Origin of the sequence: Streptomyces sp. HNM0575, from assembly GCF_012726265.1 — a bacterium.
GTDB lineage: Bacteria > Actinomycetota > Actinomycetes > Streptomycetales > Streptomycetaceae > Streptomyces.
This window is the reverse complement of the sequence record NZ_JAASAG010000004.1, coordinates 20,594-43,205: the sequence shown is the minus strand read 5'-3', so window position 1 is coordinate 43,205 and position 22,612 is coordinate 20,594. Positions and strand designations below refer to the sequence as shown.

The window sequence follows — 22,612 nt, the reverse complement described above, 5'->3', positions numbered from 1 at the left end:
GTCGTTTCTGTAGAATAGTCCTCGTGGCCCCGACGGACAACGCCCGCCGGACAAGCTCAACTCGGTCGCAGCGACGGATGCACCGGCGTCACGCGTACCGAGCCCGGACCCGCAAGGGCCCGGCGTGCCGTCCCGAACGGGCAGCACCGCCGTCAAGATCGCGAGGATGACGTATGAACGGCCCGGCACCCGCCCCTGGGAATCGTCCCTTCACGCTCGTCGCCTGTACCGACTGCCGGGAGGCGGCCGATGAGCAGGTGGTGAACCGGCTGCGGCAGGCGGTCACTCGCTGCCCTCACGGAGTCATGGTCGCCACCCGCTGCCTGAGCGGCCTGCTGCGCTGCCATCGCTCACGCGGACTGCACGCCGCCGTCCAGCCGTGCACCGAGGACCGGAAGCCGGCCGGAGTGGTGAAGCGCCTCGGCCCGATCAGGACCGAGGCGGACGCGGACGCGGTCGCCGCGTGGCTGCTGGCCGGAATGCCGGACGACGACACGGTGCCCGACAGCCTCCGGGCGGCCCCGTCGCCGCAGCACGTCGCCCGTCTCAACTGATCGGGGCCGGCTCTGTGGCCAAGTGCCTGTTGAGCGTGGTGACGGGGAACACCCCTGCCGTGCGGGGCGCCCTCGTCGACCGGTCGCTCAGTGCGTCTCCGCGGCTGGCCGGCCGCCCCTCGGCTTCGGTGCGGGTGACGGCGATCTCGCCGAAATGCTCGGGCAGTTGGAGACCGGGCTGGACAGGAAGGGCCCCCACGGCCACTGTCCAGCCCGGCGACTTCACCTGTGCACGGCAGGCATCTGCTCCGGGTGTTCGTGATCGCAGTCGTCATCGATGCCGTACGTGTCCCACTCCGGGAAGGGGTCGGCGGACGGGACGCTCTCGGCGTTCGTCAACAGGCAGCCGGACAGGGCCGCTTGCAGTGCCGCCGGGCGCAGACCGGTGCCGATGAAGACCAGTTCCTGGCCCTGGGGGGTGCCGGGGTCGTGGGCGCCGGAGGGTTCGAACCGGGCCACGGCTCCGGCCTGCGACCACAGGCCCGTCACTCGCGGGCGACTCGCCTGGCGGAAGAACCCCTTCGACCGCAGCACCTGTCCGAAGGAGCCGCTGTCGAGCTGCTCCGTCACGAACTTCCACAACCTGCCGGGGTGGAACGGTGCCTCGGAGCGGAAGACCGTCGAGGAGATCCCGTACTCCTCGGTCTCCGGCACGTGATCGCCGTTGAGCTCCATGACCCAGCCTGGAGCCTGCTGGGCACGCTCCAGGTCGAACAGGCCCGTCCCGAGCACGTCTTCAAGGTTCACTCGCCCATGGGTGACGGGCACGATCCGGGCGGCAGGGTTGAGCCGCGTGAGGGTCGCCCGGAGACGGGCGGCTGTGCCGTCTTCGACCAGGTCGAGCTTGTTGAGCACGATGACGTCCGCGAACTCGATCTGGTCCGTCAATAGGTCGGCGACGGTGCGCTCGTCGTTCTCGTACTGGTCGAGCCCGCGCTCGGCCAGACCGTCCCCGCCCGTCAGCTCCGGCAGGAAGTTCGCCGCGTCGACGACCGTGACCATGGTGTCGATACGTGCGAGGTCCCCGAGCACGGCACCGTCGTCGCGGGGGAAGGCGAACGTGGCGGCCACCGGCATCGGTTCGGAGATTCCGCTGGACTCGATGAGGAGATGGTCGAAGCGTCCCTCGCGGGCCAGCCGGTCGACCTCTTCGAGGAGGTCGTCGCGCAGCGTGCAGCAGATGCAGCCGTTGGTCATCTCGACCAGACGCTCCTCGGTGCGCGACAGGGCTGCCTCACCGCCGCGTACGAGCGCGGCGTCGATGTTGACCTCGCTCATGTCGTTGACGATGACGGCGACGCGCAGCCCTTCGCGATTGCCGAGGACATGGTTGAGCAGCGTGGTCTTGCCGGCGCCGAGGAAGCCGGAGAGCACGGTGACCGGCAGACGGTCATGTGCCATGCCTGCCATGCCGGTTCAGTCCTCGGGGCGCAGCAGCCCGCGCTCGTAGGCACGCACCAGCCGCTGCGGCACCCGGTAGGTGGTTCCGTTCAGCGTGACCGGTACGAGCTGCGGCGGGGTGGCTTTCCACTGGGCGCGGCGGTGGCGGGTGTTGCTGCGGGACGTCTTCCGCTTGGGAACGGCCATGGGTGTCTCCGTGACGAGTGGGCAGTACCCGCAGAGTAGATGAAAATGGCTTCCATTGGCAATGCCTGGTCGACGAGCCTTCGGCCACCACAAACGCGCGTATGTCCTCCGGCGGACTTTCTCAACTGTGCATCAGCTCAGGTCCCGACCGGTCACTTCCCTTCCGGGGAGGTCCGGGCATCGAAGAGAATGCGTTCCTCGCTCACATGGCAAGGGGAAGGCGTGGGTGGCGTATGCCAGAGAAGCGTGAGAGGTCCTCGAACTCCGGTGTCTGTCTCACCGAAGCGGCGGACCGGTCCGATGCTCCCGCGGTTCTGGATGAGCTGCTGCGGCGGCACCGCTCCGCCGTCTTCTCCTACGCTCTCGCCTGCTGCCGGGACACCGGCGCCGCCGAAGCTCTGACCACAGAGGCCTTCACCCGTACCGTGCGGACCGCGCGCTCCGGCGAGAGCCCGGTCTCCGCCTGGCGGCCCCATCTGCTCATCTCCGTCCGCCGCACGGCCGCCGAGTGGGCGGCCACCGAGCACCGTGACGGACTCTCCCCGGACTTCTTGCAGTGGTACGACCACGCGATCGGCGGCCTGGAGCGCGAGAACGGCCAGGACCCCATGACGCGGCTGGAGGAGGGCCGCGTCGTCTTCCGGGCGTTCCGCTCCTTGCCCGAGCGGTGGCAGACCGTCCTGTGGCACACGGCTGTCGAGGCGGAGTCGGAGGGCCGCGTCGGCCGGTTGCTGGGTGTTGCCGCAGGGAGCGTCGGTGCGTTGGCTGCCCGTGCTCGGGAGGGGCTGCGTGAGTCCTACCTCGCGGCTCACTATGAGAACGATGGCTGCGAGGCAGGGGATTGCCGTCGCTACGGGGCGCTTGTCGCGGCTGCCGTACGGGGAGCGGGCCGGCGCGGTAACGACGATCTCGACCGGCATCTCGGTGAATGCGACGGCTGCCGTGGCGCGCTGGCCGAACTGGCCGATCTCGACGAGCGGTTGAGCACGGTGCTGCCCGCCGGCGTGCTGCTGTGGGGCGGTTCGGCCTACGTGGCGACGCGGCTCGCCGAGGCCACGACGACCGGCGGTGACGAGACGGGCGAGACCGTGTCGCACGCCAAGAACGTCGCGCGGTGGTGGGGCAGGAGTATGAGGCTGTCGATACCGGCAGCGGCGCTCGCCGGTTCCCTCGTGGCCGTTGCCGGTATCGCCGTCTACCTGATCCCGCTGATCTCGCCCTCCGACGACGAGGCTTCTGGCTCGCAGCCTCTCCAGGTGGTCAGCCGTCCTCCTGAGACCGTCATCAAGGACGGTCCGACCGTCACCTCCACGCCCACGCCCGCGCCCTCGGGGGAGCGGCCGGCCCACGGTTCGCCTGAACTCCCCAAGAGCGGGGGCGGGTTGACCGCGCTTCACCTGCGCTCGGACCGCACCCTGGGCGCCGCGCAGTCGCGGTCCGGCACGGTGACTCTGGCGAAGACGACCGGCAACCACGACGGCAAGCCGCACAATCCGGTGACGTTCGTGCGTTCCGGGATCACGGGCGAATACGACGGTGGGGGAACGCGGTTCGACCTGTTCGTCGACGCCCGTACGACGATCGGCAACGGACAGCAGCTGCGTGTCTCCTACGACCTGACCGGCGACGGCAGTTGGGACCGGGTGGAGACATACCGCTACTTCGAGAGCGACGACGCCCCCGGCTACGAGCACTACACCCACTCCCGCGACCTGGGGGCGGGCACGAAGGGAGCCCTCGGCGACATGGAGGACGGCACGGTCAAGGTCGAGGTGTGGGACGCCATCGGCGCCGGCGGCAGCACCGTGGGCACGGGCGACACCTCTGTCGTGAGGATCCCCTTCGGCTGAGGAACGCCCCGCCGGGGCGCCGCTTCAGCCGGCTTCGCAGGGGGGAAGCGCGAGGGCAGGGGCGAGCGTGATCAGGCCTCGTGGACGCATTCGCCGCCCACGTACGTCGCCCGCACCGGTACGGATGCGATGCCGTGCGGATCGGCGGTCGTCAAGTCCTCGCCCAGCACCGTGAAGTCCGCGAGGTATCCCGGCGCCAGCCGTCCCTTCAGATGGGAGGTGCCCTCCGCTTCCGCCGAGCCGAGCGTGAAGACGGACAGCGCCTCCGCGGCGGTCGTCCGCTGGACGGCGCCGACCGTTTCGCCGTCGTCCATGCCCTCGCGGGTGACCATCGACTGGATGCCGAGCAGCGGCTGGTACGGGCCGCACGGATAGTCCGACGAGCCCGCCACCGTGACGCCCGCGTCCAGGAACGAGCGGTGCGCGAACATCCGCCCGGTCCGCTCCGGGCCGTACCAGCGGTTCAGCGCACCGCCGTGATAGGCCACGTAACCCGCGAACGGCACGGCGATCGCGCCCAGTTGCCTCATCCGCTCCACTATGTCCGCGTCGACGACGGTGCAGTGCTCGATGCGGTGGCGCAGTCCGGACCGGGGCATCTCCCGCTGCGCGGCCTCGAACGCGTCGAGTACGAGGCGTATCGCGGCGTCGCCGTTGGCGTGCACACCGATGCGGTTGCCGTCGCCGTGCACGGCTCGAACTTGGGCGAACAGCTCCTCGGTCGGGGTGGTTTGCAGGCCGTGCCCCTCGGAGTCCGCGTACGGTTCGGCCAGCAGGCACGTACGCCCGCCGATCGCGCCGTCCACGAAGGCCTTCACGCCGACCAGCCGCAGCATGTCGTCGCCGAAGCCGCTGCCGACTCCGAGCGCCTGCGCCGCGCCGTAGTGGTCGATGGACAGCAACATGCCGACGCGGAGGGTCAGTTCGTCCTCGGCTCGTGCCAGGCGCAGCAGCGCGATGTCCTCGGGAGCGATGAGCGCGTCGCACACGGACGTCAGGCCCGCGGCGTGCCACTGCCGCTGCGCCCGCGCGAGGCCGCGCAGCTTGTCCTGCGGCGAGCTGGGCCGCAGGGGAGAGGCCGCACCGCGTGCGGTGGCGGGATAGACGACGTTCATCAGGGCGCGTTCGACGAGACGCCCGTCGAGGCGTCCGTCTGCGCCGCGTCCGAATTCGCCGCCCTCCGGAGGGGAGGAGTCCTCGTCGATCCCAAGAGCCTTCAGCGCGGGCGAGTTGACGACTCCCCAGTGCCCGGCGACCTGCACCACGAGGACCGGGTGGTCCGGGGCGGCACGGTCGAGGTCCCAGCGGGTGAGCTGCCCGGTCTTGGTGTCGTCGTAGCGGCTGCCGCGTATCCACTCGCCGGGTGCGGCACGCGACGCCTCGGCACGCACCTGCCGGAGAAGGTCGTCGACGCCGGCGACGGCCGCGGCGGACAGGTCGAGATGGAGCAAGTCCTCGGCGGCGATGGCGAGATGGATGTGCGCGTCGTTCAGGCCCGGTACGAGCGCGGCGTCCCCGAAGTCGACCACCTCGGCGGCGGGGAAGCGGTCGCGCAGCTGCGCGACCGTGCCCGTCGCGGTCACCAGGCCGTGTGCGACGGCGACGGCTTCCGGTTCGGGGCCCGGGCGGGGCTGCTGGCTGACGATGCGGGCGGCGCGGTAGAGCACGGGCCGCAGCTCGTCGGCCGTCGTGCCGGCCGTCGCGTCGGTCATCAGGCCTCCCCTGCACCGGTCTTGGTGCCGGACTTGGTGCCGGACTTGGCGGCGGACTTGGCGGCGGCCGTAGGGGTGCCGGCGGTCTGCGCCGTACCGGACCGGCCGCCGGACGCGGCGGGACGGGCCCAGGTGACGGCCGCGGTGACGGCGAGGTTCGCGGCGAAAGCGAGGATGCCGCCGTTGATCCCGTTGAGCGGGTCGTTGCCCGTGGTCCACAGCAGCGTCATCACGGCAAGCCCTGCGAGCATCCCCGCGGCGGCCGCGGACGCCGTCATCCGCCGCCAGTACAGGGCCAGCAGTACGGTGGGCACCAGCTGTGCCAGCCCCTCGTAGGAGAGAACCGACAGCTGCACGAGGGTGTTGGGGAAGAACAGGGCCCCGGCCAGTGCGAGCAGGCCCGCCAGCAGACACACCAGCTGCGAGAGCCGCTTGGTGCGCATGTCACCGGCCCGGGTGGAGCCGCTGCGGCGGCTGCGCGGATCGGAGCCGTTGCCGCCGCCCAGCAGGGTGCGGCCCCACAGCGTGCCGATGGCGAGCATGAACACACTCATCGGAACGATCGCCGACAGGGCCCCGGCGATGCCGATCACCGCGACGAGGGGAGCCGGCAGCGAGTCGGTGACGAGCGAATACAGCGCCAGATCCGGGTTCTTCAGATCCGGCACCACGAACAGCGCCGTCAGCCCGACCACCATCGGGATGAACAGCAGCAGTTGGTACCACGGCAGCAGAACTGCGTTGCGCCGCAGGGTGTTCGGGGACTTCGCGCTGAGATAACCGGCGACCGTGGTGGGGAAGACGGTGATGGTCACGGCGTTGAGCAGCATCGTCGTCGCGAACCAAGTGCCGTCCATACCAGCGGAGTCGTGGCCCGGGAAGGTCAGCCACTCCGGCTTCTCCGTCACCATGCGGTGCATCAAGTCGCCCAGCCCGTCGACGAAATGGACCGGCACGTAGACCGCGAGGAAGACCACCACCGCGATCACCAGAACGTCCTTCAGCGCGCTCACCCAGGCCGAACCGCGCAGCCCCGACACCAGAATGAACACCTCGGCGACCACGAACGAGATCACCGCGGCGACCTTCAGGTCGATGCTGCCGTAGGTCATGGCGTTGACGACCACGCCCATGCCCTGAATCTGCACCTGGATGTACGGCACGATGAAGACCGTGGCCACGACCGCCACCAGCATCCCCAACGGCCGGGAGCGGAAGCGGTGTTCGGCCATGTCGGCGATGGAGATCAGCCGGTGCCGGCTCGCGTACGTCCACAGGGCGGGCCCCACGACGTAGGCCACCGCGAACCCCGTCGTCAGATACGCCACCAGGTACAGGATCGGCACGCCGTAGGAGAACGACCAGCCGGCCGTGCCAAGGAACGAGAAGCTGGTGTAGGTCTCGCCGGCCATCAGCAGCCAGATGAACAGCGCCCCCAGGCCCCGGCTGGAGACCGTCCACTCCGCCAGGCCCTTGTCCCGGCCGCGTGCGCTGAGCAGACCCACGACGACGGTGGCGACCATCGCCAGCCCGAACAGCGTCGTCGCGATCGCAGCGGAGCCGCTCATGCCGCACCTCCGGTGGCCGGCCCGCGTCCGCCGCCAGCCGCGGCGTCCTCGGATGCCGCGTCTTCGGGTGCGGAGTCTTCGGGTGCGGAGTCCTCGGGTACGTCGTCCGCGGGTATCGGTTCGAGCGCGTCCGCGCGGTAGGCCGGATCGAGGCGGGCGGCGGCCCAGATGACCAGCGGGCTGACGACGGACGCCATGATGATCCAGGCCAGGAGGAACGGCACGCCGAGAATGCGCGGTTCGATGCTGTTGGCCACCACCGGTGCCGCGCCGTAGAGCACCGCTGGCACCACCAGCAGCCACAGCGAGCGGCGGCGCCTGCTCGCGGCGGGCAGTGCGCCGAAGGGGAGCGGGTCCGGCCGGCCGGGCTCCTCCGGACCTGGTTCTGATCGGGTCTCGGACATGTCGCTCCTTTTTGTGCTGCCTGCGCTGCTGTTCTCGGTTGCTCGCTGCTCGCTGCTCGCTGCTCGCTGCTCGCTGCTCGGTTGTCGCTGGTTGGTTGTCGGTCGGGTGTCGGGTGCCGGGTGCCGGGTGCCGGGTGCCGGGTGTTCGCTGTGCCGGTGCCGGTGCCGGGACCGGGTTCACTGCCGGGCACGGAATCCGGCACCGGCTACAACGACGGTTCGTAGCGGCCGTCCACCGCCGTCCAGCCGCCGTCCACGGTCAGCACGCTGCCGGTGACATACGTCGAGGCGTCGGAGACGAGATACGTCACGGCCCCGGCGATCTCCTCCGCGCCTGCCCAACGCCGCAGCGCGGAAGCCTGCGCGTAGGCCTCGTACCACTGCGGATCGGCGGCGATCTGATCGGTGAGCGGCGTACGGACCACGCCGGGCGCGACGGCGTTGAAGCGCACTCCACTCGGCCCCCACTCCTCGGCCGCGGTCCGCAGGAACTGCACAAGTCCCGCCTTGGAGGCGGCGTACACGCTCTGCCCGGCCTCCACCTGGAAGGCCCGCATCGACGCCAGCCCCACCACGCTGCCCCGCCCCCGGGCGGCCATCCCGGGAGCCATCGACTGCACGAGCGTCAGATACGCCCGCAGATTGAGCGCCATGACCCGCTCGAAGTCGTGCGGCGTGTAATCCGCGATCCGCTTGCGCACGTTGGCGCCCACCGTGACGACGAGGCCGTCCACGGCTCCCCACTGGGCCGCGGCCTCCCGTACGGCGACGTCGTCGAGTACGTCGAGGCGGTGCACGCTGACGGGGCCCGGGCCCGGGCCCGCTCCGGGCGCAGGCCGCTCGGCGGCGGCCAGCCGCGCGGTCTCCTCCGCGCCCGGCACGTCCTTGTCGGCGATCAGCACCTCGGCGCCGTGCGCGGCCAGCGCGCGTACCGACTCCCGCCCGATGCCGCTGGCACCGCCGACGACCGCCACCCGCCGGCCGTCCAGGCGGAACAGATCCGCGTACCCCACCCTGCTCTCCTCCCTGGCCGCGCTCACCGCCGGAACACCGCCATCCGCGTCACCGTCAGCTCCTCGATCGCGAACCGCGGGCCCTCGCGGCCGACTCCCGAGTCCTTCACCCCGCCGTACGGTGCGATGTCGCAGCGGTAGCCCGGCACCTCGTTGACGACGACGCCGCCGACGTCCAGCTCCTCGACGGCGTCGAACGCGGTCCCCAAGTCCCGGGTGTAGACGGCCGCGTGCAGCCCGTACCGGCTGGCGTTGACCGCCGCGTAGGCGGCCTCAAGATCGGGCACCGACCGCAGGCACATCACCGGGCCGAAGATCTCCTCGTCCCAGGCGGGCTCGCCGTCGGGCACCCCGGCCAGCAGCGTCGGCGTGATGCACGCACCGCTGCGCCCGCCGCCGTGCACCAGCCGCGCGCCTGCGGCGCGGGCACGGTCGATCCAGGAGCACACCCGCTGCGTCGACGCCTCGTCGATGAGCGGCGCCACCGTCGTGTCCGGATCGCGTGGATCGCCGACGACGACGCGGGGGAGCCGTTCGGTGAGCTTGCGCTCCAGCTCACCGGCGACCTCCTCCACGGCGATCACCCGCTGAACGGAGATGCACGCCTGGCCCGAGGCGTAGAGGCCCCCGCGCACCACGGCGTCGGCGGCCGCGTCGAGGTCGGCGTCGGCTGCCACCACCACGGCCGCGTTGGAGCCGAGCTCCAGGACCACCTTGCGCGGCGCGGCCTCGCGCGCGATGCGGTGCCCGATCTCGGCGGAGCCGGTGAAGGAGACCGCCGCCACGTCGGGGTGCGTCGTCAGCGCGCGCCCCACACCGGCGTCCCCGGTCACCGTCTGCACCGCTCCCGCGGGCGCACCGGCCGCCGTCAGCTGCTCCCGTACGAGCGCGACCAGCCACAGCGTCGCCAGCGGCGTCTGCGGCGCGGGCTTGACGATGACGGGACAGCCCGCGGCGAGCGCAGGCGCGATCTTGTGGGAGGCCAGCATCATCGGGTAGTTGAACCCGGCCACCCCCACGACGACGCCGACCGGCCGCCGCGTCCAGAACCCCGTCATGCCGTCACCGGACGGCAGGCCGTCCAGCGCCACCGTCTCACCGTGCACGTGTGACACTTCGTCGGCCGCCGCCTCCCAGGTGGCCACCGCCCGCACCACCTCGGTACGGCAGTCGGCCCGAGGCTTGCCCGTCTCCAGCACCAGCAGGTCCTCCATGCCGGAGGAGACCTCCGCCAGCGCCGCGGCGACACCGGCGAGGACCCGCCGCCGCACCCGCGTGGGCAGCTTCGCCACCTGCCTGCGCAACCCCGCCGCATGATCGGCCGCCCGCTCCGCGAGCGCCTCGTCTCCGACCGGAGCGACCGCGAAGTCGCTTCCGTCATACGGGAATCGCACCGGCGCGCAGCGGGCGGTGGGCACCCACTCCTCGCCGACGGGCAGCGAACCGGTGACCTCCCGCGGCAACTCCTGAGGCAAATTCCGCGGCAGCTCTGGTGGCGGCTGTGGCTGCTGTGGCGGCGGCACGGGGGAGCCGGGCGTGAGCGGGGCGCTCACCGGGCGGCCTCCCCGGCATCCGCGCTCGCGTCCGCGGTCTCCCCGGCATCCGCGCTCGCGTCCCCGGTCTCCCCGGCTCTCGCCCCGGCACCCGCGATCCCGTCCCCGGCCGCTCCGGCGGTCAGGAAGTGCCGCGCGGCCGCGGCGTAGACCCTCGCGTACTGGCCGATCTCCGCGACCTCGACGTACTCGTCCTTCTGGTGCGCGATCCACTTGCCGCCCGGCCCGTACACCACGGTCGGCAGCCCCGCGTCCCGCGTGAGGATCGTCCCGTCCGTGGTGCCGGGCACCGCCCCGAACGCGGGCGCCGCCCCGTGCTCGCCGCGGTGCCCGGCGACCAGCGCCGCCACGACGGGATGGTCCTCGCCGATCTCGACCGCCGGCCGGTCGTCGACCACTGCCGGCTCGACCGTCACACCCGCCGTGGCCGCGGCGTCGCGGGCCGACTCGCTTATGCGGGCGAGCAGTTCGCCATGATCGGTGCCCGGGACGGTACGCACATCGACGCCGATCATGCCGTGCGCGGGAATCACGTTGAGCTGCCCGGGGTCTCCCGCACGCAGCACGGTCGGCGTCACGGTCACCGACCCGGCATGCCGATGGGTGCCGAAACGCTCGACGGCCCACTCCTCCACGCCGGCCAGCGCCTGGACGATCCGCGCCCCGGCGACCAGCGGCGACCGTGCCTCCTGCGGCATCGCGCCGTGCGCCATCACACCGGTCAGATCCAGGCGGAGACGGATCGCGCCGCGGGCCGAGGTGCACACCTCGTACCCTTCCGGCTCGCAGACGATGACACCGTCGATCCCGGACGCCGCCGCCGAGGCCGCGAACGCCTTCGCGCCGAGCATCATCCCCTCCTCGTCGCACAGCGCGCCGAGCACGATGCGCCCGGGGAACGGCCCCGCGAGTTGCAGCCCCCGCACCCCGTGGATCATCGCGGCCAGACCGGACTTCATGTCGGCGGAGCCGCGGCCCCACAGCCTGCCGTCGCGGATCTCGCCGCCGTAGGGGTCGACGCTCCAGTCCTCACCGCGTCCCTCCGTCACGACGTCGGTGTGCCCCTCGAACATCAGCGTCGGCCCGGCCCCGCCGCCGCCCTCGACGACGGCGACGAGGTTCTGGCGTCCCGGGACTACCTCGGTCACCTCGTACTGCCAGCCGAACTCGGCGAAGAGCCGCTCCAGCAGACCGACGGCCGGCGTCTCGACCTGGTCGGCGCCCGCGTCGCTCACGGTGCGAAGCCGCACCAGGTCGCGGGTGAGACGGACGGCGGCGTCCGCGTCGACCACCGGATCGCGCGAGGGAGCACCAGGACGGGAAAGCATGCGGCAACCTCCAAGGAACCTGGCAGAGAACCAGGAGACTGGTCAGACCAGTCGAATTCCCGTACTCTCCTAGCGCATTCACGCCTCGGTCAAGGGGGAGCGCATGCCCGGCTTCCGCCGGCGTCCGAAGCCGAAGGCCGCGGCGCATAGTCCGCAGCCCTGAGCACCACTGAGCACCAGCAGTCCGGCAGCCGACCGGTGACCACGAGGGGGGAGCACATGTCCGCGGAGGGGGCCGTCTTCCAGCCGGTCGAGCCGGTGCGCGCCTATCAGCGCGTCGCGGAACAGATCGAGGAGCGCATCCTCAGCGGCGAACTCCCGCCGGGCTCACGGCTCCCCGGGGAACGAGAACTCGTCAGCCAGTTCGCCGTCGGACGCTCCACGGTCCGCGAAGCGCTGCGCGTACTCCAGTCCGCCGGACTCGTACGCTCCCGGCCCGGCGACCCCCTGGGGGCCGAGGTCCTCGGCGTCACCCCGGACAACCTCAGCCGCACCCTGGGGCGGCTCGCCCGCTCCCATCTGTCCACGCTCGGCGAGCTGGTGCACTTCCGCATGGTGCTGGACGCCGAGAGCAACCGTCTCGCCGCCCGTCTGCACAGCGAGAGCGACCTGGCGCGGATGACGGAGCAGATCGAGCGGATGGAGACGCTCAGCGCAGGCGGTTCCGGCGGTTCCGGCGGTTCCGGTGGTTCCGGCGGTTCCGGGAAGGCCGGGAAGGCGGATCTGCACGCCTTCAGCGAGGCGGACGCCCTCTTCCACCGTGCGGTGGCCGAAGCCAGCGGCAATTCACTGCTGGGCCTGTGCGCCCGTGCGGTCCACGACGCCGTCGTCGAGGTCATCGAGGAGAAGATCGCGGTGGCCGCCGACGCCACCGTGTGGATGCGGCGCTCCATCGCCCACCACCGCCAGGTCCTCGCCGCGATCCGCGACGGCGACGGCACGCTCGCGGCCCGCCTGGGCCGTCAGGCGCTCTACGACTACTACGCCGACCGCGTCGAGGACACCACCCGACGGCTGCTCGCCGCAGCCCTCGACGGGGAGTGACGCAGCGGGGGAGCGTCCGGGGGTTTCGTTAGCCAGGCCGAGCCGACCGATGAACGGACTTCCTCGCACGACGCCACGACGCCCCCAACCTCCGCCCGTCGGCTCTCAGTTGCGAACTAGTCGTCGCGCGGTTGCACACCTTCGTCCATGCGGTCGGCCCAACTCCTTCCCCCGGCGGGCCTGATGGTGGCCGGTCGGTGACAATCACCCCATGCGCGCGCTTCGGACCACCACCGGCACACCGTCCGCGTGGACCGTGACCGAGATCGCGCCACCCGCCGTCGCCGGGGACCAGGTGCTGGTAGAGGTCGCCGACGCAGGGCTGAACCGCGCCGACCTGCTGATGCGCGAGGGTGCCTACGTCCCCTCCAGCGCCGACTGGAACGTGGCGCCGGACCGCGTCGGGTTCGAGATGGCCGGTCGAGTACGGGCGGTCGGCGATCGCGTCACCGGCATCGCACCCGGTCAGTACGTCATGGCACAAACGGGCGGTGCCTGCGCCGAGTTGGTCGCCGTCGACCACCGGCTCCTCCTGCCCGTGCCCGACTCCCTGGACCTCGTGGCCGCCGCCGGGCTGCCCAGCGCGCTCCTCACCGAGTACGGCGCCCTGACCGAGGCAGCCCGGCTGCGGCCCGACGACCGCGTCCTCATCACCGGCGGCGCCGGCGGCGTCGGTCACATCGGCGTTCAGCTCGCCCGGGCCCTCGGCGTACACACGGTCATCGCGACCACCCGCTCCAGGGACAAGGCAGGCCTGCTCCGCGAGTTGGGCGCCACCCGGGTCGTCGATACGGATCCCGAGAACCCCGAGGACCCCGAGAACCCCGAGAACGCCGAGAACCCCGAGGACATCGCCACCGTGCTCGGCCCGGACGCCTTCGACGTCTGCCTCGACCACCTGGGCGGACCCGTCCTCGCCGACCTGCTCGCCGCTGCCGCTCCTCGCGCCAGGATCGTGCAGATCGGACGGCTCGCCGGGACACACGCTCACCTCGACCTCGAAACGCTCGCCGCCCGCCGGATACAGCTGATCGGCACCACCTTCCGCGGCCGTGACGCCGGCGAACTGCGCGCGCTCACCGCCCGATTGCGCGAAGCACTGCCCGGCCTGCTGCGAACCCACGACGTGCGCCCCGTCATCGACTCGGTCCTCGACCTCAGCGAGGCAGAACGTGCGGGGCAACTCCTCGACCGGCCCGGACTCATCGGCAAGGTGATCCTGCGTATCACCTGACGCCGTGCCACACGGCCAGGCGGCCACACGGCAATTCGTCCCGCCGGTCGGATGCCGTCGCGAGCTGCGAACCACCCGCGGTTCAGGTCCAGTTGCCGCGGCGAAGACCTGGCCGTCCCACTGAACGTGAAAGAGATGTGACGCGGTGCTCCGCCGTGCATCTGCCGCGACAGCGACACGTTGCGACACGCTCACGCAACTTGGGGGTTACGCAGGGGTAGGCAGCGGCGGACTCTTGCTATAAAGTCTGTCAGCAAGATGCTGTTACCGACAGTAATAGCAGTAGAGGATGAGGTACTTCACGGACCCGACTCAGGGAGTCCCAGCATGGCCACCGGCATCTCGCGACCGCAGACCACGAACCGGACGCCCGAGGACGACGTCGCGCGGCGGCTGCTCGACTCGTCCTCGCAACTCTCCTACGACCCGCTCACCGAGGTCGACTGGGAGACCCCGCTGGACGAGGACTTCCACGGGACCAGCCCGGAGTGGAGCACCCTCTACGGCACGGCGTACTGGAACGAACTGACCGAGGCACAGCGCAAGGCGCTGACCCGGCAGGAGGCCGCGTCGGTGGCCAGCACCGGCATCTGGTTCGAGATGATCCTTCAGCAGATGATGCTGCGGGACTTCTACGCCAAGGACCCGACCGACGACGCCTTCCAGTGGGCGCTCACCGAGATCGCCGACGAGTGCCGCCACTCGATCATGTTCGCCCGCGGCGCGAAGAAGCTTCGGGCACCGGCCTACCGCCCGCACCGGCTGGCGGTCGAACTCGGCCGGTTCTTCAAGACCGTTGCGTTCGGTGAGGGGGCGTACGGGGCGATCCTCGTCGCCGAGGAGGTACTCGACGTCATGCAGCGCGACTGGATGCGCGACGAACGCGTCGTGCCGTTCGTCCGCACCATCAACAACATCCATGTCGTCGAGGAATCACGGCACATGAAGTTCGCCCGCGACGAAACGCGCAAGCATCTCGCTCGCGCCGGACGCGTACGCCGCCACATCCACTCTCTCCTGATCGCCGTCGCGGCCTACGTCATCGTGATCAGCATGGTGAACCGGAAGGTCTACGCGAACGCCGGACTCGACGAGAAGCGCGCCCTGCGTGAGGCGAAGGCCAACGAGCAACACAAGTCGATGATGCGGTCGAGCTGTTCGGGCCTGATGGAGTTCCTGACATCGGTGGGGCTGCTCACCAAGCCCGCGCTGTTCTTCTACAAGCGCGCCAACCTGATCTGACGACTTCACGCGAGCGGACGACATGGCTTTCGCGATCACCCAGACTTGCTGCAAGGACGCCAGTTGCGTGTCCGTCTGCCCGGTCAACTGCATCCGCCCCACGCCCGGGGAACGGGACTTCGGCAGTACGGAGATGCTGCACATCGACCCGCAGACCTGCATCGACTGCGGCGCCTGCGCCGACGCCTGCCCGGTGGACGCCGTTATTCCGGTCGACAGCCTGACCGCCGCGCAGCGGGAGTACGCCGACATCAACTCGGCCTACTTCGCGCACAGCGAGAAGGAGCCGCAGACGGAACCGTCTGAAACCGGCGGCCACGGGCCGATCTTCCACGACTGGGGCGAGCCGGTCTTCGAACGCGTCCTGCCGCCGGACTTCGGGCCGTTGCGGGTCGCGATCGTCGGCACCGGGCCGGCGGGCATGTACGCCGCCGAGGATCTGCTGCTGCACACCAGGGCCGAAGTGACGCTCGTCGACCGGCTTCCGGCCGCCGGCGGTCTCGTCCGCTACGGCGTGGCTCCGGACCACCCCTCGACCAGGAAGGCCGGCGACACCTTCGCCCGCTTCCACACGCATCCTCGCGTGCGGATGCACCTCGGCCTCCAGGTGGGCAAGGACGTCACGGACGGGGAACTCGCCGCACACCACGATGCGGTGATCTACGCGGTGGGCGCCGCCTCCGACCGGCGGCTGGGGATCCCCGGCGAGGACCGGACGGGCAGTCTCGCCGCGACCACCGTCGTCGCCTGGTACAACGCGCACCCGGAGGTCGCGCCGGACGCCGTCGACCTCTCTGCGGAACGAGTCGTCGTGGTCGGTAACGGCAACGTCGCCCTCGACGTCGCCCGCATCCTGGTCTCCGACCCGGAGTCACTCGCCGATACCGGCATCGCGCGCCACGCGCTGGCGGAGCTGCGCCGCAGCAAGGTACGCGAGGTGGTGGTGCTGGGGCGCCGCGGTCCGGATCACGCGGCGTACTCCCGATCCGAGCTGCTCGCTCTGAAGCAGCTCCCCGAGGTGGACCTGGTCGTGGACGACCACGATCCGCGGATCGGGGAGGCGATCGATCTCGCCGGGCCGAATGACAAGGCGGCGGTATTGCAGGGTGTGACGCGGGAGGCCGTCGACTGGTCCGTGTCGCCGGGCGCCGCGGGACGGCGGCGCCGGATCGTGTTCCGCTTCCTCTCCACGCCACAGGAGCTGTGCGGGGACGAATGCGTCCGCGCCGTGCGCGTGACCGGCGGTCACGGTGAGCTGGAGATCCCGGCCGGCATGGCGCTGCGGGCGATCGGCTACCGCGGAGTTCCCCAGGCGGGGCTCCCGTTCGACGAGGCAACCGGAACCGTCCGTCACGAGAGCGGCCGGGTGGCCGGCAAGACCGGTACGTACGTGGTGGGTTGGATCAAACGCGGGCCCTCGGGAGGGATTGGCGCCAATCGTGCTTGCGCGGCCGAGACGGTCGGCAGCCTGCTGGCCGACGCGGTCGCGGGCGCGTTGCCCGCGCCGACGGTCGGGCCGAAGGCGTTCCGTCGCCTCGCCCGCCGCCGTCGCCGCCGCCGATGACCCGCCCTCCAGGCGAGTTTTCTGCGGGTCGCCTCTGGCCATGGATCCGTCAGGGGCCAAACGGCGGGCGCTAGTTGAGCGGAATGTCAGTTGAACGTGTGGGGACGGCGTCGAGGGCCGTGAGTGTCGCCTCGTCGAGGTCGATGGCGGCCGCGGCGACGTTCGCCTCGAGGTGTTCTGCGGTTGCGGTGCCTGGGATGAGGAGGACGTTCGGTGCGTGGTGCAGCAGCCAGGCCAGGCCGATCTGTGAGTCGGTGGCGTCCAGGGCCCGGGCTGCGTTCTGGACGGCTGGTTCGTCGGTGACCTTGGGCAGGCCGGGGAATGCGCTGCCGAGCGGGAAGTAGGGGACCCAGGCGATCTGTTCGGCGGTGCAGAGTTCCAGGATGTCCTCGTCGTCGCGTGCCACGAGGCTGTAAGCGTTCTGCACGCAGGCGAGGCCCGCCGGGATCGCCCGGCGCAGCCCTTCCAGGGTCACGCTGCTGAGCCCGATCGCGCCGATCTTGCCCTCTTCCCGCATCGCCACCATGACCGCGAGCTGGTCGTCGATGTCGACCACTTGGTCACCTTCGGCGCGCAGGCCGGGTCCTGTGTCCAGACGGCGCAGGTTGACCAGCGGGATCTGGTCGAGACCGAGGCTTGCCAGGTTGTCCTCGACGCCTGCCCGAAGTTCCTCGGGTCGCTGCGCGGGCCGTAGCGGGGTCGGGGCGCCGGGGTCGGGGGCGGCACCGACCTTGGTGGCGATGACGACGCCGTCCTCGGGGTGGATCGCTTCACGGAGGAGCCCGTTGACGAAGCCGTTTCCGTAGAACTGGGCGGTGTCGATGTGGTCGATGCCGAGCTCGACCGCCCGGCGCAGCATGGCGAGAGCGGTGCCGCGGTCGTCGCGCAGGCGCTCCAGCTGCATCGCTCCGTATCCGATACGGGAGACGGTGTGGCCGGCGAGCAGGCCGGGGCCTCCGGGGCGTGGGGCGCCGGTGGCCGTGGTCCGGGGGGAAGCGGATGTCATGAGAGTTCCGTCCTCGTGCCAGGATGAGAGAAGCGGAGGGGCCTCCGCTCGTATGACCGCAACAGTACCGGAGGGTCCTCCGCTTTGATGTCCGAACCGTCGTCACCGTCGCTCTCAGGCTCGGGCCGCGGGCCGGGCCGGGCCGATGCGCGTCGCAACCGCGAGAAGCTCCTCGTGGCCGCACGGGCCGCCTTCGCGGCAGCCGACGACGCCGTCTCGCTCGAGTCCGTCGCCCGCGAGGCCGGGGTCGGCATCGGCACGCTCTACCGCCACTTCCCCACCCGCGAGGCACTCGTCGAGGCCGTCTACAGCGCCGAACTCGACGACGTCGTCACCAGCGCCCCCGCCCTGCTGGCCGAACTCCCGCCCGACGCCGCGCTCCGGGCGTGGATGGACCGCTACGCGGTGTTCGTCGCCACCAAGCGCGGCATGGTCGAAACCCTCCGCGCCGGCTGGGCTTCGGGCAAGATCACGACACCGGCCACGCGCGAACGCGTCACTGCTGCGATCGCGACGATTCTGGATGGCGGGGTGCGGGCGGGTTCGTTGCGTGGGGATGTCGACCCGGGGGACGTCACCGCCATGGTCCTCGGGGTCTTCCTCTCCACCGCAACCGGCGGCTCTCCGGAACAGACCTCCCGCCTGCTGGACCTTGTCGTCGACGCGCTCCGGCCTACCGGCCGGAAGGATCAGGAGGACTAGTCCGTGTCCGGCGGGCTTGACGCAGCGCTGTCGTAAGCGAGTCGGTGGTCGGTGGTACGGGCGGGTGTCGTCGAGCCGAGGGTGAACTGCCCGCTGTCCGGAACTCGGCCACACTTCGACGGCTCCGGCTGTTGAAACGGGTCACCTGTCCTCGCAGTTGGCAGGGGCTGCGCGGGGCACGGAGGAGCGTCCGTCCTCAGGCGGTGGTCCTACCGCGGCAGGGCCGGCCCGTGCGCAGATTTGACGAGGCCCCGGCAATGACCGAATTGAGCCGCTCGCGGATACTGAGCAGCGCGGCGATCTGCCCGTCGATTCGGCCGCGTTGATCTTCCAGCCGGGCGACCAGCGCCGGTGTGGCGTTGCCATCGACAACGCAGGGCAGAAGTTCGACGATCGCTCTGCTCGAGAGCCCGGCGGCGTAGAGCTGCTGTATCAGCAGGACCTGGTCGACCGCGCCGTCCCGGTAGTGCCGTTGCCCGCTGGGGCTGCGTTCCGGGGCGAGCAGCTCTTGCTCTTCGTAGTAGCGCAGCGCGCGAACGCTGACACCAGTCCTGGCGGCGAGTTCACCGATGCGCACAGTGACCGATCGTTCCGCTGAGAGTCATGGGGCTTGCCTCTAACGTCGACGTCAGGTTCTAACGTAGTTCGTGCGAGGTCCTGCTGCCCACAGAACGCAGGACATCGCCTCTGCATGCGGCGACGATGCCGCTCGAAGGAAGCGGTTTCGCATGAACGACTCAGGCATGGCGTCCGTAGTCGCGGCCGGTATACCCGGCCCGGTCCCCGCACCCGTCGTCTCTGTAAAGCCAGTTGTGCTGCCCGCCCCTGAGCGCGGCGAGGGCCTGCGCGTACGGGTGTCCGCACCCGCGACCGGAGGCGATCTCCCGGTCGTCCTGCTTTCACACGGATTCGGCTCCTCGCTGGAGGGCTACGGTCCATTGGCCGACTACTGGGCTGCCCATGGTTTTGCGGTGATTCAGCCCACCCATCTCGATTCCAGGACTCTGAGCCTTTCCGGGGACGACCCCCGCCGGCCACAAATGTGGCGGCTTCGCGTTGAGGACATGAAGCGCATTCTTGACGACCTCGACCTGTTGGAGGCGGCCGTTCCCGGTCTGGCCGGGCGTCTGGATCGAGGACGTATCGCTGCGAGTGGTCATTCCTTCGGCGGTCAGACCGCGGGTGTTCTGCTCGGGATGCGTGTTCGTGACCCGCAAACCGGGGTCTCGGAGGATCTGTCCGACCCGCGGATCAGGGCGGGGGTGCTGCTCGCCACGGCAGGCGATGGCGGCCATCTGACCCCCTTCGCTGTTGAGAACTTCCCGTGGCTGATCGGCCCGGACTTCTCGCAGTTGACCACTCCCACCCTCGTCGTCGCAGGGGAGCAGGACGACCTCCCGCTTACCGTACGGGGGGCGGACTGGACCACCGATGCGTACTTCCTGAGCCCTGGTGCCGAAAGCCTGCTCACCCTGTTCGGAGCTGGACACTCGCTCGGTGGCATCCCGGGCTATGAGGCTGCCGAGACCACCGACGAGAACCCATCGCGCGTCGCCCTGATTCAGCAGGTGACTTTGGCCTACTTGCGTCACGCTCTCGGTATCGATGGTTCCGGCTGGGAGACGATGCGAAAGACCTTCTCTCAGGCCCCTCACCCGCTGGGGCGGCTGGACGTCGCCAGCGAGAGCTGGGACAAGTGAACAGCGTTGCTGTAGCCGGCTTTGATTACGGGGAATGACCGCGATTCTGTTGAAGGTGCCTGGGGCGGCGGAGCGGGGACACTCGCCGCCCCTTCGTACGTCGGCAGCGCACGGATTTCACTCCGAGTCAGCTGGAAGGCCGGTCCCCGCGTCCTTGGGCAGCACGGTGAGCAGATCCCCGGGCGTGCATTCCAGGACGTCGCAGATGGCGGTGAGGGTGGAGAAGCGCACTGCCTTGGCGCGTCCGTTCTTGAGCACCGAGAGGTTGGCAACCGTTACCCCGACCAGGCTGGCGAGTTGAGCCAGCGACATCCCCCGGACTGTGAGCAAGCGGTCGAGATCGCAGGCGATGCGATGCTCGTGGGCGGGAACGGCCACTCTCAGACCAGCCCGTCCACGTCCGAACGGACGCCCCTGAGCGATGTCCAGCAGCAGACGGCGCAGCAGCACCGACCACCGTCATCAAGGGAGACGCGCATGCTGAGCAAGCAGGAAGCAGCCGAAGCCGTACGTCAGGCCAAGGTGAAGACGGGGGTCACGTGGGAGCAACTGGCAGAAGCCGTCGGCAAACCGCTCGCCTGGACCACGGCCGCACTGCTCGGTCAGCACCCGATGGGCAAGGACGAGGCGGCCACAGCGGCGGCACTGCTCGAACTCGGCGACGACGCGGCACTCGCCTTCGTCGCCCGGCTCCGGTGAAGGCTCTCGCTCTCAGCCGCTGACCTGCATCCTGGTGACGTAGATCTGGGCCCCAGGGGATGGGCCTTGACCACGGCTGCCGGGGAGGGCGGCGTGGACTACCGGAAGGGGCGCCTGCCCTTGCGGCCTTTCGTCGTCGTCGACAGGAACCTCTACACCGGACAGAACCCCCAGTCGTCACAGAAGCTCGCCGAGCGGCTTGTCGCGGATCTGCGCTGACACCTCGAACAGGTCCCGTCCCGCGGGCCAGTTGAAGGACCCGGAAGAGGCGCGGGGCGACGTCTGAGGGCAGAGGCAGGAAACGCACCGGAAGCAGTAAGTTGACTCGGATGAGAGCGGATGCGACGCGCAACCTCGACGCGGTTCTTCGAGCGGCGGCCCGGTTGTTCGCGACGGACTCCGGCACGCGGATAGTGGATGTGGCCGCGGCGGCGGGAGTGGACCAGCGCACGGTCTACCGTCGTTTCGAGTCGCGCGAGGAACTGCTGCTCGCCGTGTACCGAGCGCGCCTCGATGCCGTCGATGCGCTTATCGACACCATCCTCGCCGATGACGAGCCGGTCCTGTCCGCGCTGCGCGCCTTCGCCGAGGGTGGGATCCGGATCAGCCGGGAGTGGCCGGTCGACATCCGCGCGGCCGTCGATACCGCGAGCCTGCGCCGTCGACAGGAGGTCGACCAACGCATGTCCGCCTTTCTGCGCCGTGCCGAGCGGGAGGGCGTGATCGCGGAAGGGCTGCCTGAGCGCTGGCCGCTGGTGCTGTTGCAGTCGCAGTTGCACTGCGCGGCTCACGACATGCCGGAGCTGACGCCCGGCGAGGCCGCCGATCTCGTGGTCAGGGCCTTCCTCGGCGGCATCGGGGCCTGACAACCCTGCTGTGGGTGCTGTCGCAGCTGGTAGCTGCACACCCCTCTCCTTGTTAAGTGTCATGCTGGATGACACTTACTGGAAGGAGGGGCAGGATGACCAGGACGTGGCTGATTACCGGAGCTTCACGAGGGTTCGGGCGCTGTTTGGCGGAAGCGGCAGCCCAGGCAGGGGACCGGGTCGCGGCGAGCGCACGGCGGCCGGAGCAGCTTGACGACCTGGTGGCCCGCTTCGGTGGCCGCGTCCGGGCGATCGCCTTGGACGTCACCGACCCGGCCGCAGCCCGGGCGGCGGTCGAGCGAACCGTCGCGGAGTTCGGTTCACTCGATGTCGTTGTGAACAACGCCGGCTACGCCAACAGCGCACCTATCGAGGAAATGGCCGAAGACGACTTCCGGGCTCAGATCGAGACCAATCTGTTCGGTGTGGTCAACGTGACCCGTGCGGCGCTGCCGGTTCTGCGGGCCCAACGTTCGGGCACCTTCGTGCAGTTCTCGTCGGTCGGTGGCCGGGTGGGCGGCTCGCCGGGGATGGGCGCCTACCAGACCGCGAAGTTCGCGGTGGAGGGCTTCTCCGAGGTCCTGGCCAACGAGGTCGCACCGTTCGGGGTACGGGTCGTCATCGTGGAGCCCGGAGCATTCCGCACAGACTGGCAGGGGGCCTCGATGGTCCGGCACGAGGTCGGCATCGACTATGAGCCGTCCGTCGGGGCGTTCCACCGCATGCGAGACGAGACCGACGGCGCCCAGGCAGGCGACCCGGCGCGGGCGGCGAGGATCATCCTCGACGTCGTTGGCTCGGAGGATGCGCCGCGCCGACTCGTGCTGGGTGGCGATGCCGTGAGCGCGGTCCTCGCGTCGGCCGCGGAGAGGACGGCCGAGACCGAGAAATGGGCCGCTGTGAGCGCGTCCGCCGACTTCTCCGATGAAGAACTCTGACCCGACGACGACATCAGCTCGGTCCGGATGTCTTCCGGCTTCGTGGTC

General features: G+C 70.3%; 22 protein-coding genes and 1 pseudogene. 12 read left to right on the top strand and 11 right to left on the bottom strand.

All coding sequences use genetic code 11. The features are described 5' to 3' along the window. The first annotated feature begins 173 nt into the window (after positions 1-173). A complete protein-coding gene (locus tag HCC61_RS11670) occupies positions 174-554 on the top strand; it encodes a hypothetical protein (RefSeq protein WP_169135318.1) in 381 nt (126 codons plus the stop codon). Positions 555-776: 222 nt separating this feature from the next. Here HCC61_RS11670 and HCC61_RS11665 read toward each other — a convergent pair whose 3' ends face one another. Together HCC61_RS11665 and rpmF are read right to left on the bottom strand one after the other, a co-directional pair. Continuing rightward, positions 777-1,955, bottom strand: a complete 1,179-nt coding sequence (locus tag HCC61_RS11665) for a GTP-binding protein (protein WP_169135668.1) — start codon at positions 1,953-1,955, stop codon at positions 777-779. A gap of 15 nt (positions 1,956-1,970) precedes the next feature. After that, positions 1,971-2,141, bottom strand: coding sequence for a 50S ribosomal protein L32 (gene rpmF / locus HCC61_RS11660; RefSeq protein WP_169135317.1), 171 nt, complete (start codon positions 2,139-2,141; stop codon positions 1,971-1,973). Positions 2,142-2,374: 233 nt separating this feature from the next. On the opposite strand from rpmF, the gene HCC61_RS11655 reads away from it, so the two are divergent. After that, on the top strand, positions 2,375-3,991 hold the full coding sequence (locus HCC61_RS11655) for a sigma-70 family RNA polymerase sigma factor (protein ID WP_169135316.1): 1,617 nt from the start codon (positions 2,375-2,377) through the stop codon (positions 3,989-3,991). A gap of 71 nt (positions 3,992-4,062) precedes the next feature. On the opposite strand, the gene HCC61_RS11650 is transcribed toward HCC61_RS11655, so the two are convergent. The 6 genes from HCC61_RS11650 to HCC61_RS11625 all read right to left on the bottom strand — a co-directional run bounded on the left by HCC61_RS11650 (position 4,063) and on the right by HCC61_RS11625 (position 11,569). Next, positions 4,063-5,703: an amidohydrolase gene (locus tag HCC61_RS11650; RefSeq protein ID WP_169135315.1), complete on the bottom strand. Its 1,641-nt coding sequence runs from the start codon at positions 5,701-5,703 to the stop codon at positions 4,063-4,065. After that, the gene (locus HCC61_RS11645) at positions 5,703-7,271 is read right to left on the bottom strand and encodes a sodium:solute symporter family protein (RefSeq protein ID WP_169135314.1); all 1,569 of its coding nucleotides are present in this window, start codon (positions 7,269-7,271) and stop codon (positions 5,703-5,705) included. The genes HCC61_RS11650 and HCC61_RS11645 overlap by 1 nt, the downstream gene beginning before the upstream one ends. Beyond that, entirely contained in the window at positions 7,268-7,675 is a 408-nt protein-coding gene (locus HCC61_RS11640; protein ID WP_169135313.1) for a DUF3311 domain-containing protein, read from the bottom strand. The genes HCC61_RS11645 and HCC61_RS11640 overlap by 4 nt, the downstream gene beginning before the upstream one ends. Before the next feature lie 206 nt (positions 7,676-7,881). Beyond that, entirely contained in the window at positions 7,882-8,715 is an 834-nt protein-coding gene (locus tag HCC61_RS11635; protein ID WP_346777146.1) for an SDR family oxidoreductase, read from the bottom strand. Continuing rightward, positions 8,712-10,241, bottom strand: a complete 1,530-nt coding sequence (locus HCC61_RS11630; RefSeq protein WP_346777145.1) for an aldehyde dehydrogenase family protein — start codon at positions 10,239-10,241, stop codon at positions 8,712-8,714. Before HCC61_RS11630 ends, HCC61_RS11635 begins: the two co-directional genes overlap by 4 nt. Beyond that, a complete protein-coding gene (locus HCC61_RS11625) occupies positions 10,238-11,569 on the bottom strand; it encodes an ArgE/DapE family deacylase (RefSeq protein ID WP_169135312.1) in 1,332 nt (443 codons plus the stop codon). Before HCC61_RS11625 ends, HCC61_RS11630 begins: the two co-directional genes overlap by 4 nt. Positions 11,570-11,788: 219 nt before the next feature. Between HCC61_RS11625 and HCC61_RS11620 the strand changes: the two genes are divergently transcribed. The 4 genes from HCC61_RS11620 to HCC61_RS11605 all read left to right on the top strand — a co-directional run bounded on the left by HCC61_RS11620 (position 11,789) and on the right by HCC61_RS11605 (position 16,653). Continuing rightward, a complete protein-coding gene (locus tag HCC61_RS11620) occupies positions 11,789-12,613 on the top strand; it encodes a FadR/GntR family transcriptional regulator (RefSeq protein WP_169135311.1) in 825 nt (274 codons plus the stop codon). 211 nt (positions 12,614-12,824) lie between these two features. After that, positions 12,825-13,847: a zinc-binding dehydrogenase gene (locus HCC61_RS11615; protein WP_169135310.1), complete on the top strand. Its 1,023-nt coding sequence runs from the start codon at positions 12,825-12,827 to the stop codon at positions 13,845-13,847. 327 nt (positions 13,848-14,174) lie between these two features. After that, the gene (locus HCC61_RS11610; protein WP_169135309.1) at positions 14,175-15,089 is read left to right on the top strand and encodes a diiron oxygenase; all 915 of its coding nucleotides are present in this window, start codon (positions 14,175-14,177) and stop codon (positions 15,087-15,089) included. A gap of 22 nt (positions 15,090-15,111) precedes the next feature. After that, positions 15,112-16,653, top strand: a complete 1,542-nt coding sequence (locus HCC61_RS11605) for an FAD-dependent oxidoreductase (protein WP_169135308.1) — start codon at positions 15,112-15,114, stop codon at positions 16,651-16,653. A gap of 70 nt (positions 16,654-16,723) precedes the next feature. Here HCC61_RS11605 and HCC61_RS11600 read toward each other — a convergent pair whose 3' ends face one another. Next, the gene (locus HCC61_RS11600) at positions 16,724-17,659 is read right to left on the bottom strand and encodes an aldo/keto reductase (protein ID WP_169135307.1); all 936 of its coding nucleotides are present in this window, start codon (positions 17,657-17,659) and stop codon (positions 16,724-16,726) included. A gap of 87 nt (positions 17,660-17,746) precedes the next feature. Here HCC61_RS11600 and HCC61_RS11595 point away from each other — a divergent pair, with 87 nt between their 5' ends. Further along, the gene (locus HCC61_RS11595) at positions 17,747-18,361 is read left to right on the top strand and encodes a TetR/AcrR family transcriptional regulator (RefSeq protein WP_169135306.1); all 615 of its coding nucleotides are present in this window, start codon (positions 17,747-17,749) and stop codon (positions 18,359-18,361) included. A gap of 196 nt (positions 18,362-18,557) precedes the next feature. Here the strand turns inward: HCC61_RS11595 and HCC61_RS11590 are convergent, their stop codons facing one another. Next, positions 18,558-18,938 (bottom strand): MerR family transcriptional regulator, encoded by a 381-nt coding sequence (locus HCC61_RS11590; protein ID WP_169135305.1) that lies wholly within the window; start codon positions 18,936-18,938, stop codon positions 18,558-18,560. A 151-nt stretch (positions 18,939-19,089) separates the two neighbouring features. On the opposite strand from HCC61_RS11590, the gene HCC61_RS11585 reads away from it, so the two are divergent. Further along, positions 19,090-20,061, top strand: a complete 972-nt coding sequence (locus HCC61_RS11585) for a chlorophyllase (protein WP_169135304.1) — start codon at positions 19,090-19,092, stop codon at positions 20,059-20,061. A 117-nt stretch (positions 20,062-20,178) separates the two neighbouring features. Here HCC61_RS11585 and HCC61_RS11580 read toward each other — a convergent pair whose 3' ends face one another. Then, positions 20,179-20,439, bottom strand: coding sequence for a helix-turn-helix transcriptional regulator (locus HCC61_RS11580; RefSeq protein ID WP_346777175.1), 261 nt, complete (start codon positions 20,437-20,439; stop codon positions 20,179-20,181). Between the two features lie 99 nt (positions 20,440-20,538). Between HCC61_RS11580 and HCC61_RS11575 the strand changes: the two genes are divergently transcribed. The 4 genes and pseudogenes from HCC61_RS11575 to HCC61_RS11560 all read left to right on the top strand — a co-directional run bounded on the left by HCC61_RS11575 (position 20,539) and on the right by HCC61_RS11560 (position 22,564). Further along, complete coding sequence (locus tag HCC61_RS11575) at positions 20,539-20,760, top strand: hypothetical protein (RefSeq protein ID WP_240968924.1); 222 nt, start codon at positions 20,539-20,541, stop codon at positions 20,758-20,760. A gap of 99 nt (positions 20,761-20,859) precedes the next feature. Then, positions 20,860-20,979 (top strand): annotated as a pseudogene (locus HCC61_RS11570) (type 1 glutamine amidotransferase domain-containing protein); the annotation flags it as partial. Positions 20,980-21,089: 110 nt separating this feature from the next. Next, the gene (locus HCC61_RS11565) at positions 21,090-21,626 is read left to right on the top strand and encodes a TetR/AcrR family transcriptional regulator (protein ID WP_169135302.1); all 537 of its coding nucleotides are present in this window, start codon (positions 21,090-21,092) and stop codon (positions 21,624-21,626) included. Positions 21,627-21,721: 95 nt separating this feature from the next. After that, positions 21,722-22,564, top strand: a complete 843-nt coding sequence (locus HCC61_RS11560; RefSeq protein WP_169135301.1) for an oxidoreductase — start codon at positions 21,722-21,724, stop codon at positions 22,562-22,564. Positions 22,565-22,612 lie beyond the last annotated feature (48 nt).

Coding starts and splice junctions, on each gene's coding strand:
- HCC61_RS11670 (WP_169135318.1), top strand. CDS start 174: ATGAACGGCCCGGCACCCGCCCCTGGGAATCGTCCCTTCACGCTCGTC.
- HCC61_RS11665 (WP_169135668.1), bottom strand. CDS start 1,955: ATGGCACATGACCGTCTGCCGGTCACCGTGCTCTCCGGCTTCCTCGGC.
- rpmF (WP_169135317.1), bottom strand. CDS start 2,141: ATGGCCGTTCCCAAGCGGAAGACGTCCCGCAGCAACACCCGCCACCGC.
- HCC61_RS11655 (WP_169135316.1), top strand. CDS start 2,375: ATGCCAGAGAAGCGTGAGAGGTCCTCGAACTCCGGTGTCTGTCTCACC.
- HCC61_RS11650 (WP_169135315.1), bottom strand. CDS start 5,703: ATGACCGACGCGACGGCCGGCACGACGGCCGACGAGCTGCGGCCCGTG.
- HCC61_RS11645 (WP_169135314.1), bottom strand. CDS start 7,271: ATGAGCGGCTCCGCTGCGATCGCGACGACGCTGTTCGGGCTGGCGATG.
- HCC61_RS11640 (WP_169135313.1), bottom strand. CDS start 7,675: ATGTCCGAGACCCGATCAGAACCAGGTCCGGAGGAGCCCGGCCGGCCG.
- HCC61_RS11625 (WP_169135312.1), bottom strand. CDS start 11,569: ATGCTTTCCCGTCCTGGTGCTCCCTCGCGCGATCCGGTGGTCGACGCG.
- HCC61_RS11620 (WP_169135311.1), top strand. CDS start 11,789: ATGTCCGCGGAGGGGGCCGTCTTCCAGCCGGTCGAGCCGGTGCGCGCC.
- HCC61_RS11615 (WP_169135310.1), top strand. CDS start 12,825: ATGCGCGCGCTTCGGACCACCACCGGCACACCGTCCGCGTGGACCGTG.
- HCC61_RS11610 (WP_169135309.1), top strand. CDS start 14,175: ATGGCCACCGGCATCTCGCGACCGCAGACCACGAACCGGACGCCCGAG.
- HCC61_RS11605 (WP_169135308.1), top strand. CDS start 15,112: ATGGCTTTCGCGATCACCCAGACTTGCTGCAAGGACGCCAGTTGCGTG.
- HCC61_RS11600 (WP_169135307.1), bottom strand. CDS start 17,659: ATGACATCCGCTTCCCCCCGGACCACGGCCACCGGCGCCCCACGCCCC.
- HCC61_RS11595 (WP_169135306.1), top strand. CDS start 17,747: ATGTCCGAACCGTCGTCACCGTCGCTCTCAGGCTCGGGCCGCGGGCCG.
- HCC61_RS11585 (WP_169135304.1), top strand. CDS start 19,090: ATGAACGACTCAGGCATGGCGTCCGTAGTCGCGGCCGGTATACCCGGC.
- HCC61_RS11575 (WP_240968924.1), top strand. CDS start 20,539: ATGCTGAGCAAGCAGGAAGCAGCCGAAGCCGTACGTCAGGCCAAGGTG.
- HCC61_RS11565 (WP_169135302.1), top strand. CDS start 21,090: ATGAGAGCGGATGCGACGCGCAACCTCGACGCGGTTCTTCGAGCGGCG.
- HCC61_RS11560 (WP_169135301.1), top strand. CDS start 21,722: ATGACCAGGACGTGGCTGATTACCGGAGCTTCACGAGGGTTCGGGCGC.